Source organism: Gemmatimonadaceae bacterium (assembly GCA_036504815.1).
GTDB lineage: Bacteria > Gemmatimonadota > Gemmatimonadetes > Gemmatimonadales > Gemmatimonadaceae > PNKL01.
In genome coordinates, this window is sequence record DASXUN010000012.1 from 379952 (window position 1) to 394486 (window position 14535).

12 protein-coding genes are annotated in these 14535 nt (G+C 68.5%); all 12 read right to left on the reverse strand.

The window, feature by feature from the left end:
• Positions 1-74: 74 nt before the first annotated feature.
• Positions 75-1328, reverse strand: coding sequence for a rod shape-determining protein RodA (rodA, locus tag VGJ96_06925; protein ID HEY3286839.1), 1254 nt, complete (start codon positions 1326-1328; stop codon positions 75-77).
• Positions 1325-3112: a penicillin-binding protein 2 gene (gene mrdA, locus VGJ96_06930; protein HEY3286840.1), complete on the reverse strand. Its 1788-nt coding sequence runs from the start codon at positions 3110-3112 to the stop codon at positions 1325-1327. The genes rodA and mrdA overlap by 4 nt, the downstream gene beginning before the upstream one ends.
• On the reverse strand, positions 3109-3597 hold the full coding sequence (gene mreD / locus VGJ96_06935) for a rod shape-determining protein MreD (GenBank protein HEY3286841.1): 489 nt from the start codon (positions 3595-3597) through the stop codon (positions 3109-3111). Before mreD ends, mrdA begins: the two co-directional genes overlap by 4 nt.
• Positions 3594-4598 (reverse strand): rod shape-determining protein MreC, encoded by a 1005-nt coding sequence (gene mreC / locus VGJ96_06940; GenBank protein ID HEY3286842.1) that lies wholly within the window; start codon positions 4596-4598, stop codon positions 3594-3596. Before mreC ends, mreD begins: the two co-directional genes overlap by 4 nt.
• Positions 4599-4646: 48 nt before the next feature.
• Positions 4647-5690, reverse strand: a complete 1044-nt coding sequence (locus VGJ96_06945) for a rod shape-determining protein (protein HEY3286843.1) — start codon at positions 5688-5690, stop codon at positions 4647-4649.
• A 307-nt stretch (positions 5691-5997) separates the two neighbouring features.
• Entirely contained in the window at positions 5998-7110 is a 1113-nt protein-coding gene (gene ald, locus VGJ96_06950; GenBank protein HEY3286844.1) for an alanine dehydrogenase, read from the reverse strand.
• 170 nt (positions 7111-7280) lie between these two features.
• The gene (locus VGJ96_06955) at positions 7281-8540 is read right to left on the reverse strand and encodes a pitrilysin family protein (GenBank protein ID HEY3286845.1); all 1260 of its coding nucleotides are present in this window, start codon (positions 8538-8540) and stop codon (positions 7281-7283) included.
• A 2-nt stretch (positions 8541-8542) separates the two neighbouring features.
• The gene (locus tag VGJ96_06960) at positions 8543-10795 is read right to left on the reverse strand and encodes a polyribonucleotide nucleotidyltransferase (protein HEY3286846.1); all 2253 of its coding nucleotides are present in this window, start codon (positions 10793-10795) and stop codon (positions 8543-8545) included.
• 74 nt (positions 10796-10869) lie between these two features.
• Positions 10870-11130, reverse strand: coding sequence for a 30S ribosomal protein S15 (gene rpsO / locus VGJ96_06965; protein ID HEY3286847.1), 261 nt, complete (start codon positions 11128-11130; stop codon positions 10870-10872).
• Between the two features lie 226 nt (positions 11131-11356).
• Entirely contained in the window at positions 11357-12547 is a 1191-nt protein-coding gene (gene rseP / locus VGJ96_06970; protein HEY3286848.1) for an RIP metalloprotease RseP, read from the reverse strand.
• Entirely contained in the window at positions 12538-13674 is a 1137-nt protein-coding gene (gene dxr / locus VGJ96_06975; GenBank protein ID HEY3286849.1) for a 1-deoxy-D-xylulose-5-phosphate reductoisomerase, read from the reverse strand. The genes rseP and dxr overlap by 10 nt, the downstream gene beginning before the upstream one ends.
• Complete coding sequence (locus VGJ96_06980; protein HEY3286850.1) at positions 13674-14528, reverse strand: phosphatidate cytidylyltransferase; 855 nt, start codon at positions 14526-14528, stop codon at positions 13674-13676. Before VGJ96_06980 ends, dxr begins: the two co-directional genes overlap by 1 nt.
• Positions 14529-14535: the final 7 nt, after the last annotated feature.

Below are 14535 nucleotides of genomic sequence, written 5' to 3' on the forward strand. Positions count from 1 at the left end.
CAAAGATCCCTCTCCTCGTTCCGAATCCCCTCCCTCCTCGCCAGGCCTCTACCTCCTCCCCGTTCCGTCCTCGCTCAGATAACCAGCATATCCGCCGGCCCTCTCCCCTCGCTCGAAATCCGCCCAAGCATTCCCACCGACAGCCAGCACATCAGCATGAACGAACCGCCGTAACTGAAGAACGGCAGTGGAATGCCGGTGATCGGCATGAGGTTCAAGGTCATGCCCACATTCACGAGAATGTGCACGAACCAGGCGGAGGCGAGGCCGAAGGCGACGAGGCTCGGAAACGGGTCGGTGGATCGTGCCGCGATGCGCACCGAGCGCAGCAGGAGGAACAGGAACAGGGCGAGCGCGATCGTCACGCCCAGGAAGCCCAGTTCCTCGCCGACGACGGGGAAGATGAAATCGGTGTGCTGCGCCGGGAGGAAGGCGAGCCGCTTCTGCGTGCCCAGCGTGAACCCCTTCCCCAACCAGCCGCCGGAGCCGATGGCCACCTGGGACTGGATCACATGATAGCCCGAGGCCTGCGGATCGGTGGACGGATCGAGGAAGACCAGGAGTCGCTTCTGCTGGTACGGGTTGAGCCGGTCCCACAGCACCGGCGCCACCACGCCCGTGACGACGTTCGCCAGCACCACGGCAATTCCTTCCACGAGGTACGGTTTGTACCAGAGCACCAGCGCGATCAGCACCAGGAACCACGCCCCCCACAGCCCCGTGCTGAATGCGAGGATCAGGCTCACCACGGGGCTCGCCACAAGCACGAGCAGCTGCCACGACGCCCCGGCCCAGAAGAGCATCGCAAAGAAGATTCCCACGAAGACGATGCCGGTGCCGAGGTCGGGCTGCCGCATGATCAGCACCCACGGCACGAAGACCGCGAGTCCCGGCTGCCAGAGATCGATGAGCGACCGCGGCGCCGTGCGCCGCGCCGCGAGGATGCGGGCGAGCATCAGCACCACCGCGATCTTCGCCAGCTCGGAGGGCTGTCCCAGCCGCACGCCGCCGATGGCCAGCCAGCTCTTGGTGCTCGCCGCCGTGCCGGCGCCGGCGCCGATGAAGAGCAGCAGGAAGAGCAGGAAGATCGAGACGCCGTACGCCGGAATCGTCACCCAGTCCAGGAAGCGCACCGAGGCGCGGCTCACCGCGTAGGCCGCCCCCATGCCCAGGACACACCAGATGATCTGCTGGCGGTAGAGCTTCGCCACCGCGGTGGGGACGTCGGTCTGCCCCGCGCTGTACACCATCGCGATGCCGAAGAGCGACAGCGCGAGGGCGATGGCCAGCAGCATCGGATCCGCGATGCGGCGGCGCGGAGGACTCACTCGCCCTCCGTATTCAGCGTCTGCGTCGTCTGCACCTTCAGGTAGTGCTCGATGATCTTCGAGGCGATGCGCGCCGCCCGCGTGCCGTGCCCGCCAAACTCGAGCATCACCGCCACCACGATCTTCGCGTCATCGGCCGGCGCGAAGCCCACGAACCAGGCGTGGTTGAGTTCGGTGCTGCCGATGTAGCGTCCGCTCTGCGCGGTTCCCGTCTTGCCGGCGATCATCACGCCGCGAATCTGCGACGCCGCCGCCGTGCCGCGCTGCACCACGCCGGCCAGCGCCTTCTTGACGCCGTCCATCTGTTCCGCGGTCAGGTTGAACATCGACACGCGCTTGCCCTCGCCGCGCACGAGGCGCGGCTGGGCCGCCTCGCCGTTGGTGGCGAGCGCCGTGTAGAAGCGCGCCATGTTCACGACCGTTTGCGCGTTCTCGCCCTGCCCGATGGCGAGATTGAGCGACGCCGCGTTGCTCCAGCCGCGCGGCCCGAAGCGCCGGTTGTAGTACTCGGTCGCCGGGCTGCTCGGGAACGACGACCGCGTCTCGGACGGCAGGTCGATGCCGGTGCGCTCGCGCGCCGCCATCTCCACGCCGCCGGCCACCAGCCGCGAGAGCCCGATCTTCAGCCCCAGCTGGTAGAAGTAGACGTCGCACGACCGCTCGATGGCCTGCGCCAGCGTCAGGCTGCCGTGTCCCTTCGCGTCCCAGCACTTGAAGCGGCGGTTGCCGTACTGGTAGCCGCCATTGCAGGCCACCGGCATGCGGTCATCGAGCGTCACCAGCCCCTGTTCGATGGCCATCACGGCGGTCGCGAGCTTCCACGTGGATCCCGGGGCGTACGCCCCCTTGATCGCCTTGTTGTACAGCGGCCGGCGGACGTCCTCGTTGAGCGTGCGCCAGTATTCGGCCGGGATGCCGCCAATGAACCGATTGGGGTCGAAGGTCGGCGCTGAGTGCAGCGCGAGCACCGCTCCCGTCTTGGGTTCGATGGCCACCACGCCGCCGATCAGCGAGTCGCCAAACAGCTGGACGATGAACTTCTGCAGGTCGAGGTCGATGTTCGTGTGGAGCGGCGGAGCCGCCGTGGGAAGCAGGTCCTGCCGCGCCCCGGCCTCTCGCACCACCCGCCCGCGCGCGTCCACTTCGACAAAGCGGGTTCCCTCTCGCCCTCGCAGCAACGACTCGTACTGTCGCTCGAGACCGTCCTTCCCCACCTGCTGCCCCGCCTTGTATCCGCGAAACGCGGGGCTCGACAGCTCCGTCTCGTTGACTTCACCGGTGTAGCCGATGAACGCCGCCATCGCCGGCCCGTCGGGATAGTACCGCTTGGGCGAACTCTGGATGATGAGTCCCGGAAACTCCACGCGGTGCTCCTCGAGCACCGAGACGACGTCGAACGACGCATCCGGGAAGATCACCGCCGGGCGATTGGGCGCGCGCCGGAACCGGCGGATGGCCTGGTTGATCTGCTCGGGCGAGAGTGGAATCGTCCCCGACAGCCGGTGCAGCGCCGCGCGCAGCGAGTCCACGCCCGGCGCGAGCAGCGACACGGAGTAGCCCGGCAGGTTCTCGGCGATGATCTGCCCGTTGCGGTCGTAGACCACGCCGCGCGGCGCGGGGAGCGGCACCTCGCGCAGGCGATTCTCCTCCGACTGCAGCACGTACTGCGCATGCTGCAGCACCTGCGTGCGGAAGAACGACCCGATGAGAAAGACGAACGCGAGGAAGAGCAGCGCGGAGGCCAGCCGCGCGCGGCGCTGCATCTCGTTCGGATGGAAGCTCATCCCCGCGGGGTTCCCATGACCGGGCGCGCCACGACGAACACCGCCAAGCCCGCCAGGGCCGTCACCGCGGCCGCCAGCGGCGACCACAGCAGCGCCTGGGCGAGGAAGTCGCTGCCGCCCAGCCGATGCTCGGCCGCGAGGAAGATCAGGTCACCGACCCATTTCCCGAGAAAGACGAAGACGGCGTTGAGCGCCACGTTGTCGGCGAAGAACGCCGCCTTCAGCGTCGAAGCAGCATAGGCCACCAGGCTGAACGCCAGCGCCCCGGCCCCGAACGCACTCGGGACCAGCGCGTCCGAGGCGATGCCGATAATGAACCCGACGAGCGTCGCCACCCCCGGGCGCGCGCGCACCGCCACCAGCAGCACGGCAATCGCCAGGAAATCGATGGACGCCCGCCAGTCGAGCACCGGCCGCAGCGTGTAGTGCAGCACGATGAGGGCCAGCACGACGATGGCGAACCAGAGTCCGCGCGCCGAGTTCATCGATTCGTCCTCGGCGTGAGAGGCGGACGAACCGGCGGTTTCGTGACCGGCGCCGCGGGCGCGGCGGCGGCCGCCGCGCCCGAGTCCGGGCGCGGCTGCAGCGCCTGCAGCGAGTCGAGCCGGTGCCGCTCAGCGGTGGCCAGCGAGTCCGCGCGACGACGGGCCAGCGAATCACCGGCCCCGACCACCATCCGCAGCGCACTGTCCACCGCCGTCTGCCACGCCGACGCCACGCCTTCCTTCGCGCGCCGGGGTTGCACCACCAACACCGTCAGCGCATCGGCGGGGCGAACGGCCGGACGCAGGAGGTAGCTGCGCGCCCATCCCTCGGCGGTGCTGAGTTCGCTGATCACGTAGCCCACCGGGATGCCGCGCGGGTAGACGCCGCCGAGTCCGGCGCTCACGATGAGCGTGCCCGGCCGCAGCGCGTTGCGGAACGCCACGCCGCGCAACTCGAGCAGGAAGCGCGTGGCGCCGGCGCCGAGGTGCGGATACACGATGCCAAAGGCCGAGCCGTCAGCGGACATCGCGCTCACGCGGAAGTCCGGATGCGGCCAGACGATCGCCACCGACGAGCGCGCGTCGACGCGCTCGATCATGCCCACGAGTCCGTCCGGCGCGACGACGGCGCTGAACGGTTCCACGCCCTCGTTGCGGCCGACGGTGAGCGTCATCGCGTAGTCGTCGCCCAGCCCGCGACCGTGCAGCGCCTCGGCCGGGACGAAGCCCCACTGCAGGGCGGCGCCCAGCCCCAGCAGCCGGCGGAGGCGCTCATTCTCGGCGAAGGCCACCTCGGCCTGCGTCGCCTGCAGGTGCACGCTGTCCGTCACGCGCACCGAGGCGTCGTAGCTGAGCACGGCGCGGCGCGACACTTCCGCGCGTTCCTGCAACGACGCCAGCGGCACCACCACGCTCCCGCGCAGCGCGCCGGCAATCGCCGACCGGATGGAGGACGGAAGCACCAGCGCCGCCAGCGACAGCAGCACGCAGGCGATGAGCATCGCCTGGTCTGCGCGGGAGGAAGTGCGTGCCGGGCGCGGCACCGTGCGTCAGGTGGTGAGGACCGACCAGTACTTCTCTTCGTCGTCGAGGATGCGTCCCGTGCCGCGCACCACGCACGTCAGCGGATCCTCGTCAACGTGGATCGGCAATCCCGTCTCCTGCGTCAGCAGCACATCGAGGCCGCGAATCAGCGCGCCGCCGCCGGTCATCACGATGCCGCGGTCCACGATGTCGCTGGCCAGCTCCGGCGGCGTGATCTCGAGCGCGCGGCGCACCGCGTCCACGATCTGCTGGATGGGCTGCTGCATCGCGTCGCGGATCTCCGCGCTGTGCACGCGCACCGTCTTCGGGATGCCCGAGACGAGATCGCGCCCCTTCACTTCCATCTCGCGCTCTTCGCCCAGCGGCGCCGCGCTGCCGATCTGGATCTTGATCAGCTCCGCCGTCGGCTCGCCGATGAGCAGGTTGTACGCCGAGCGCATGAACTGCACGATGCTCGTGTCGATCTCGTCGCCGCCCGTGCGAATGGACGTGTCGCTCACGATGCCGCTCAGCGCGATGACGGCGATCTCGGTCGTGCCGCCGCCGATGTCGATCACCATGTTGCCCGTCGGCGTCTCCACCGGCAGGCCGACGCCGATGGCCGCGGCCATCGGTTCCGCCACCATGAACACTTCCTTGGCGCCGGCGCCCAGCGCCGAGTCGCGCACCGCGCGCTTCTCGACCTCGGTGATCCCCGAGGGAACGCACACGATGACGCGCGGCTTCACGCGGAAGACATGCTTCTCGATGATCAGTTCGAGGAAGTAGCGCAGCATCTTCTCGGTGACATCGAAGTCCGCGATGACGCCGTCCTTCATCGGCCGCACCGCCACGATGCCCTCCGGCGTGCGCCCCAGCATGCGCTTCGCCTCGAGCCCCACGCCCTTGATCTTCTTCGTCTCGCGGTCCATCGCGACGACGGACGGCTCGTTGAGCACGATGCCTTCGCCCTTGACATACACGAGCGTGTTGGCCGTGCCGAGATCCACCGCAATGGCGTTTGCGGGGAACAGAGTTCCGGACTTCAAGAACGGGAAATTCCAGCGCATCGATGCTCACGCGCGACCGCGACGGGGCACAGTCGGCTCGGGGCGGACAACTATAAAGGGCGGCGGACGGGTGGAAAGTTAGGTGCCGCGTCAGGGTGCGACAAGGCGTGCGGGTCCTACACCCCCCGCACGGTGCACAAAGCCGTCGCCCGCGAGTCCCCGGACCGCCCCGATACCGCCGCTCGCCGCCCCCTTCGGCCCGTCACGTCGCCCCCCGAGGACGGGCCCGGAGCCCCAAAGCCAGAGGGCCCGGGGCACCCGCCCCGGACCCTCTGTAATCTCTCTGTAGTTTCTCTACTGTCTCTCTTTAGAGAAACTTCTCCGGCGCATGATACTCCATCCCGAACGCGTCGGCGACGCCCTTGTACGTCACCTTGCCGTCCACGACGTTGAGTCCCTTCAACAGGGCCGGGTCTTCCTTGAGCGCGGTCTTCCACCCCTTGTTGGCCAGCTTCAGCGCGTACGGGAGCGTCGCGTTGGTCAGCGCCAGCGTCGAGGTGCGCGGCACGCCGCCCGGCATGTTCGCCACGCCGTAGTGGATCACGTCGTCCACCACGTACACCGGGTTCTCGTGCGTCGTCGCATGGATCGTCTCCACGCAGCCGCCCTGGTCGATGGCGACGTCGACGATCACCGCGCCCTTCTTCATCACCTTCAGGTCTTCCTTGCGAATCAGCTTCGGCGCCTTCGTTCCCGGAATCAGCACGCCACCGACCACCAGGTCGGCCGTCGCGATCTGCTCGAGGATGTTGTGGCGGTTGCTGTGGATCAGCGTCACGTTCGCCGGCATCACGTCGCTCAGGTAGCGCAGGCGCGGCAGCGAGAGGTCGAGGATCGTGACCTTGGCGCCCATGCCGGCCGCCATCTTCGCCGCGTTGATGCCGACGATGCCGCCGCCGAGCACGACGACGTGGGCCGGGGCGACGCCCGGGACGCCACCGAGCAGCAGGCCGAGGCCGCCGTAGAGCTTCTCGAGATACTTCGCGCCTTCCTGCGTCGCCATGCGGCCGGCGACTTCCGACATCGGGATCAGGAGCGGCAGGTCGCCGTTCGCCAGTTCGACCGTCTCGTACGCGATGCACGTCGCGCCTGAGGCGATGTGCGCCTTCGTCAGCTTCTCGTCGGCGGCAAAGTGGAAGTACGTGAAGATGGTCTGGCCCTTGCGCATGCGCGGCCACTCGACGGCGATCGGCTCCTTCACCTTGACGATCATCTCGGCTTCCTTCCACACCTCGTCCGCGGTGTTGAGGATCTTGGCGCCGACGGCGACGTACTGCTCGTCGCTGAAGCCGCTCCCCTCGCCCGCTGACTTCTCGACGTACACGGTGTGACCAGCCGAAACGAGCGCCTCAACGCCTGCCGGGACGCAAGAAACGCGGTTTTCGTTCGTCTTGATTTCCTTCGGGATGCCGATGCGCATGGTATGATCGCGGTTTGATGGTCAGGGAAAAACAGCTCGGTAATTCTAGCATATTGCCGTCCGCGCTGGATACTCACTTTTCCCCTAAACGGAGTCAGGCAAATCCCCGTTGACCATCTGGTGCGCCGGCCGCGGGCCCCGCGTGCGACGGCGCCGCCACGCGCTCCGTATCAGCCCTTGGGACCCAGGCTCAGCACCGTCTGGCGCTCGGGGTCAAGGAACTCGGCGCAGGCCTGCCGCACCGACGCGCCGTCGATGGCGTCGATGCTGCGCAGCACCTCGTCCAGCGGGCGGAACGTCTCACGGTACAGTTCCACCGAGGCCAGGCGATACATGCGCGCCGCGGGGCTCTCCAGCCCCAGCGTGATCTGTCCCTTGAGCTGCTGGCGTCCCTGCGCGAGCTCCGCCTCGGGGATGCCCTCGTCGCAGACGCGGCGCAGTTCGTCCTGCACGGCGGCGAGCGCGTCGGCGCGCGTCTCGGGGGCGGTGCCGACGTACACCCCATGCGCGCCCGTGAGCGAGTGGAAGCTCTGGAAGGTGTAGACGCTGTACGCCAGCCCCCGCTCCTCGCGCACCTTCTGGAAGAGCCGCGAACTCATCCCGCCGCCCATCAGCGTGTCCACCAGCATCAGCGCATAGCGGCGCGGATCGCGATGCGGCACGGTGGCGCACCCCAGCACGACGTGGCACTGCGCGCCGTCGCGATCCACGTGGCGCACCTGCGGCGCCATCGGCACCGCGGCCACCTCGATGAGCGGCGTGCCGTCGCCGGCCGGCAGGTCGGCCCAGCCCGCGTCGGCGAGCACCTGCAGCAGGTGGGCGTGCGTCACGTTGCCGGCGGCCGCGACCACGACGTGCGGCGGATGGTACGCCCGCGCGTGCAGCGCGCGCACGTCGTCGAGCTGCATGCGCGACACCGTCTCGCGCGTCCCGAGGATGGAGTATCCCATCGGGTGGTCGCCCCACAGCGACTCGTTGTGCAGCTCGAAGACGAGGTCGTCCGGCGTGTCCTCGACCATCGAGATCTCCTCGAGGATCACCTTGCGCTCGAGCTTCAGGTCCTCGGCCCGCAGCAGCGGCCGGAACATGAGGTCGAACATCACGTCCGCCGCCTCCGGGAGGTGCTCGTCGAGCACGCGCGCCTGGAACGACGTGTGCTCGCGCGACGTGTAGGCGTCCAGCGATCCGCCCAGCGACTCGAGCGACAGCGCCAGTTGGTGCGCGGTGCGCTTCTCGGTTCCCTTGAACACCAGGTGCTCGAGCAGGTGCGAGACGCCCATCACGTCGCGCGCCTCGTGCACCGAGGCGGCGCGCACCCAGGCCCCCAAAGCAACCGACCGCACCCCCGGATAGAACTCCGAGAGTACGGTCAGTCCATTGGGCAGCACCGTGCGCTGCACCCCCGTCTCAGGGGCGGGGGTGTGAGTCACGGCTACTTGCGCGGACCGCGTCCACCGCGCCCGCCCCGACGCTCGCCGCCCTCGCGGGGCTTGCGATCGTGGTGCGGCTGCTCCGCGGCCGGCGCGGTCGCGTCCGGCGCCGCGGCATACGCGTCGCCCTCGGCCGCCGGCGCCGCCGGAGCGGCCGCGTCCGTGGCGCCCGGCTTCGGCAGCAGCGCCTTCATCGACAGGCGCAAGCGGCCGCGCTCGTCGCGCTCCACCAACTTCACCGTCACGCGCTCGCCCTTCTTCACCACGTCCTCGGGCTTCTCGACGCGCGTGTGGCGCATCTCCGAGACGTGCAGCAGCGCTTCCGTGCCCGGCATGATCTCGATGAAGGCGCCGAACGCCGTCACGCTCTTCACCGTCCCCTCGTACGTCAGGCCGACTTCCGGCTCGGCGGTGATGGCCGCGACCATCTGGCGCGCGCGCTCCATCGCCTCGCCGCCCACGGCCGCAATCGTCACCAGGCCGCTGTCGTCCACCGTGACCTCGGCGCCCGTCTCGTCCTGGATGCCGCGGATCGTCTTGCCCTTCGGGCCGATGAGGTCGCCGATCTTCTCGGGGTTGATGTTCAGCGTCACGATGCGCGGCGCCCACGGCGACAGTTCCGGACGCACCGTCGGCAGTGCCTTGTCCATCTCGCCCAGGATGTGCAGCCGGCCCAGCTTCGCCTGCGCCAGCGCCTCGGCCATGATCTTCAGGTCGAGCCCCTGGATCTTGATGTCCATCTGGATGGACGTGATGCCATCCTTCGTCCCCGCGACCTTGAAGTCCATGTCGCCGAGATGATCCTCGGTGCCCAGGATGTCGGTGAGGACGGCGTACTTCTTCCCTTCCTTGATCAGGCCCATCGCGACGCCGGCCACCGCGCCCTTCAGCGGGATGCCCGCGTCGAAGCACGAGAGCGAACCGCCGCAGACCGTCGCCATGGACGAGGACCCGTTCGACTCGAGCACGTCGGAGACGATGCGGATGGTGTACGGGAACTCGGCGAAGTCGGGGAGCACGCCCTGCAGGGCGCGCTCGGCCAGGTTGCCGTGGCCGATCTCGCGGCGGCTGGTGCCGCGCATCGGGCGCACTTCACCCGTCGAGAACGGCGGGAAGTTGTAGTGCAGCATGAACGCCTTGGTGGTCTCCTTGGCGTCGTCGATCGAGTCCATGCGCTGCACGTCGTTGGCCGTGCCCAGCGTCGCGGCGACGAGCGCCTGCGTCTGGCCGCGCGTGAAGAGCGCCGAGCCGTGGGCGCGCGGGAGCACGCTGGTGTCGATGCTGATCGGGCGCACTTCCGTCGGCTTGCGGCCGTCGACGCGCAGCCCCGTCTCGAGCACCTGCTCGCGGAGGGCGTTGTATTCGAGGTCGCCGAGCACGGCGCCGATGAACGGCACCTGCTCCGGCTCCAGCGTCGCGGAGAGCTCTTCCTTCACCGCGTCCTTCACGGCCTCGACGGCCTGGATGCGGGTGTGCTTCTCCTTCTGGTTGATCGCGGCCTCGATCTTCGCCTTCGCCGCCTTCGTGACGATCTTCTGCACGTCGGCGGGGGTCTCGTTCTTCGACCACTCCATCTTCTCGACCTTCACCTTCGACAGCAGCTCCTCCTGCATCGCGATCAGCTCGCGGATGCCGGCCTGCGCGATGCCGAGGCCCTTGATGACATCGTCCTCGCTGATCTCGAGCGCGCCGCCCTCGACCATCATGATCGAGTCCTGCGAGCCGGCGACCACGAGGTCCATGTCGGAGAACTCGAGCGCCTGGAAGGTGGGGTTCAGCACCCACTTGTCTTCCACGCGGCCCACGCGCACGCCGGCAATCGGGCCGGCCCACGGGATCCTCGACGCGCTGAGCGCGAACGACGTGGCCAGCAGGCCGAGCACGTCGGCGTCATTCTCCTGGTCGGCGGAGATGACGTAGATGAAGACCTGGACTTCGTTCTGGAAGCCTTCCGGGAAGAGCGGGCGGATGGAGCGGTCGATGATGCGGCACGAGAGGATTTCCTCGTCGCGCGGGCGCCCCTCACGCTTGATGAACCCGCCCGGGATCTTGCCCGCGGCGTAGGTCTTTTCCTTGTACTCGACGGTCAGCGGGAAGAACGGCAGGGGGCTCTTCTTGTCGCTGACGGTGACGGCGGCGAGCACCATGGTGTCGCCGAACTGCACGAGCGCCGAGCCCGCGGCCTGCTTCGCCATGCGCCCCGTCTCGAGGACGAGCTTGCGACCGGCAAAGGTCCGCTCAATGCGATGCATCATGTGTGATGTGTTCCGGTGGAACGCAAAACGCGCGGGCCGCCAATTGCGCCCGCGCGAGAAGCGTTGCGTGGTTCTTAGTAACGCAGACCCAGGTCAGCAATGAGCTTGCGATAACCTTCGACGTCCGTGCGCTTGAGATAGTCAAGCAGGCGACGGCGCTTGCCGACGAGCTTCAGCAGCCCGCGGCGGCCGTGATGGTCCTTGGCGTGCGAGCGGAAATGCTCGGTGAGGTAGTTGATCCGCTCGGTCATCACGCCGACCTGGACGTACGACGAGCCCGTGTCGGTCTCGTGGCGGCGATTCTTGGTGATCGCCGGCTTCTTGTCGAAAGGCATTCCTGAGTTCTCTGCGTACTTCGGTGACTAGGCCAATTCCGTTGTAGCAGAGGAAGTTAGCCTGACTCCGGGTGTGTGTAAAGTCCTTCAACGACGATTGAGGATAGGGAATCCGGATTCAGATTCAGGATTCCGACTCCGGACCCCGACTTGCGATGGATGTGCCCCAATCGCCAGTCGCGATCCTCCGTCGGAATCATCAATCCTGTTCCGGATTCCAAATCCTCTATCGGAACAGGGCCACGATATCGTTGAACATCACCACCGCAAACAGCGCCACGATCGCCGCCAGGCCCAGGCGCATCACCATCTCGCGGGTTCGGACGCTGATCGGGGAGCCCTTGATGGACTCGGCGATGGTCATCACCACCTGACCGCCGTCCAGGATGGGGATCGGGAGCAGGTTCAGGATCGCTAAGTTGATGCTGAGAAAGGCGATAAGTGCCCACACCGATTCCAAACTGTTGCGGGCGGCCGCCACCGAGGTCCGGGCGATCGCCACCGGGCCGCCGAGGTTCTTCACCGAGATCGACCCCTGGAAGAGCCCCCCGACAACTCCGACCACCGAGGTAGCCATCGCCCAGGTGGCCTGCCCACCCGCGACCGTCGCCGACGGCAGGCTGAGGCGATCCCGTTCCAGGCGGTCCTTGGGGTACGCCCCGATGCGCCCGACGGTCACCTGACGGCCCGTCGCGGCCTCCATCCCCTGCTGCGGGATCGGCGTCACCCTCACGATGACCGGCCGCCCCGCACGCACGATGCCGATGGCGATCTCCTTGCCGGCCGACGCCGAGACCGTGTTGAGCATATCGCTCCAGGCGTGCACCGGTACGCCATTGATCGACGCAATCGAGTCGCCCTTCTGCAACCCCGCGTTCCGCGCCGGCATGTCGGCCAGCACCGAGTCCACCACCGCCGGCACGTACGAGCGGCCGTAGTAGGCGAAGACACCGGTGGACACGACGAACGTCAGCACGATGTTCATCGCCACGCCGGCGAGCATGATGACGAGCCGCGCCCACAGCGGCTTGCTTTCGAACCAGCGGTTTGCCGGGACGGGCTTCGGGCCGAACGGGATCATCGCGTTCTCGTCCCAGTCAGCAGGACGCTCTCCCTCCCCCGCCCCTTGCACCCCACCGTGCCCGTTCCCTTGCACCTGGGACTCCGGCTTCCCTCCCTCGATCGCCGCCATCGTCTCGTCTTCGCGGCTCGCCATCCGCACATAGCCACCAAGCGGCAGCGCGGCCAGCACGTACTCGGTCTCGCCGCGGCGGCGCTTCCAGAGCGCCGGCCCGAAGCCGATCGAGAATCGCGGCGCGTACACGCCGGTCCACTTGGCGGCGAGGAAGTGCCCGAGCTCGTGCACGAAGATCACGAGCCCCAGTACCAGAAGCGGTGCAAGCCACGCTAGCGACATCCCAACCTCTCTCTGACGGTGCGCCGAGCTTCGGCGTCTGCATGCCACAAGGCGTCCAGTGTACCTCCCGCGAGCCCACTGCATCGGTCGAGCGCCGCTTCCACTCCCTCGGCGATCGCCCCGAACGACACGCGCCCCTCGAGAAACAACGCGACGGCCTGCTCGTTTGCTCCATTGAACACCGCGGGCGCGGCGCCGCCGGCACGGCCCGCTGCTACGCCCAGCCCCAGGCTGGGGAACGCGTCGTGGCGCACCGGTTCGAACGTCAGCCGCCCGGCCGCGACGGCATCGAACGCGGGAATCGCCGCGTCGTCGAACCGCTCGGGATGCGACAGCGCGTACAGGATGGGGAGTTCCATGGACGGCACGCCGATCTGGGCGAGCACGCTGCCGTCCCGGAATTCCACCATCGAGTGCACGATGCTCTGCGGATGCACCACCACGTCGATCTGGTCATACCCCAGCCCGAAGAGGAAGTGCGCCTCGATGACTTCGAGCGCCTTGTTGGCGAGCGTCGCGCTGTCCACCGTGATCTTGCGCCCCATCGCCCACGTGGGGTGATGCAGCGCGTCCTGCACCGTGGCGGTGCGGATCCGATCGTCCGGCCACTCGCGGAACGGCCCGCCCGACGCGGTGATGATCAGCTTGCGCACGTCGGCCGTGTGGCGCCCCGCCAAGCACTGCAGGATGGCGGAATGCTCGCTGTCCACGGGCACCACTTCGCCGCCGCCCTGTCGCGACGCCGCCGCCACCAACTCGCCGCCGACCACCAGCGACTCCTTGTTCGCGAGCGCCACGCGTTTTCCCGCGCCCAGCGCCGCGAGGGTGGCGTCCAATCCGGCGGCGCCGACGATGGCGTTCAGCACCACCCGCACGTCTGGTCGCGTGGCCGCCTCGACGAGCGCAGCCGGGCCCCGACGCCAGTGCGCCGGCGCGTCACCGTCGCCCTCCACGAGCGCGACGAAGCTCGGCGTCCACGCCCTTTCCTGCGCGCGCAGCATCGCCGTGTTGGCGTGCGCCGTCAGCGCCCGCACCGCGAAGCGCTCGCGATGCCGGTCGAGCACCCGCAGCGCAGTCGTGCCGATCGAGCCCGTCGAGCCGAGGATGGCGACGCCGTGCGGGGACATCAGGGACGGTAGACGAGGAAGAAGCCGAGCAGCGCGTACCCCACGGGCAGCGTGAACAGCAGCGAATCCACCCGGTCGAGCACGCCGCCGTGCCCGGGAATCAGCTGCGAACTGTCCTTCACCCCGGCCTCGCGCTTGAACATCGACTCGGCCAGGTCGCCCACTTGCGCCGCCACGCTCAGCACGACGCCCACCACGACGATCCCCACCGGGCGCAGCGTCAGGTGGGCCAGCGGCGGCAACACGAACGCCGCCATCGCCCACGTCGTGAGCACGCTCGCCACGACGGCGCCGTATGCCCCGGCCCAGGTCTTCTTGGGGCTCACCGACGGCATCAGCTTGCGCTTGCCGAACGCGCGCCCGGCGAGATACGCGCCGCTGTCGTTCAGCCACGTCACCACCAGCGGCAGCAGCACCAGCGCGGTGCCGCCCCACGCGTCGATGATGTAGTCGTGGTAGCGCAGCGCGTACGCGAAGCTCAGCATGCCGCCGGTGTACACCACGCCGGCCAAGGTCGTCCCGACGGCGGCCATCGGGCCGCCTGCGACGCCGCGCGCGAAGAGCACGACGGTCAAGAGGAGCGGAACCAGCAGGGCCACGACGGCCACCGACGGCACCCAGAGCCCGAGGTAGCGCGCGTGCACGACCACCGGCACGAGGGCGCTGAGCACGATGCCGACGGTGCGCAGCGGCCGCGCGCCGAGCCCCTCGGCGAGGCGAAAGAACTCCCACGCCGCCAGCGCCGAGGCCAGGGCCAGGAGCGTGACGAGGGCGGGGCCGCCGGCATACACCGCGCCGAGAACGATCGGAATGAGCACGATCGCGACCAGCAGTCGCTTCGGGAACTCGTTCACGGGAGGG

Bases quoted from the DNA above. Each gene is read 5' to 3' on its own strand.
- mrdA (HEY3286840.1), bottom strand. From the start codon at position 3,112: ATGAGCTTCCATCCGAACGAGATGCAGCGCCGCGCGCGGCTGGCCTCC.
- mreD (HEY3286841.1), bottom strand. From the start codon at position 3,597: ATGAACTCGGCGCGCGGACTCTGGTTCGCCATCGTCGTGCTGGCCCTC.
- mreC (HEY3286842.1), bottom strand. From the start codon at position 4,598: ATGCTCATCGCCTGCGTGCTGCTGTCGCTGGCGGCGCTGGTGCTTCCG.
- VGJ96_06945 (HEY3286843.1), bottom strand. From the start codon at position 5,690: ATGCGCTGGAATTTCCCGTTCTTGAAGTCCGGAACTCTGTTCCCCGCA.
- ald (HEY3286844.1), bottom strand. From the start codon at position 7,110: ATGCGCATCGGCATCCCGAAGGAAATCAAGACGAACGAAAACCGCGTT.
- VGJ96_06960 (HEY3286846.1), bottom strand. From the start codon at position 10,795: ATGATGCATCGCATTGAGCGGACCTTTGCCGGTCGCAAGCTCGTCCTC.
- rpsO (HEY3286847.1), bottom strand. From the start codon at position 11,130: ATGCCTTTCGACAAGAAGCCGGCGATCACCAAGAATCGCCGCCACGAG.
- rseP (HEY3286848.1), bottom strand. From the start codon at position 12,547: ATGTCGCTAGCGTGGCTTGCACCGCTTCTGGTACTGGGGCTCGTGATC.
- dxr (HEY3286849.1), bottom strand. From the start codon at position 13,674: ATGTCCCCGCACGGCGTCGCCATCCTCGGCTCGACGGGCTCGATCGGC.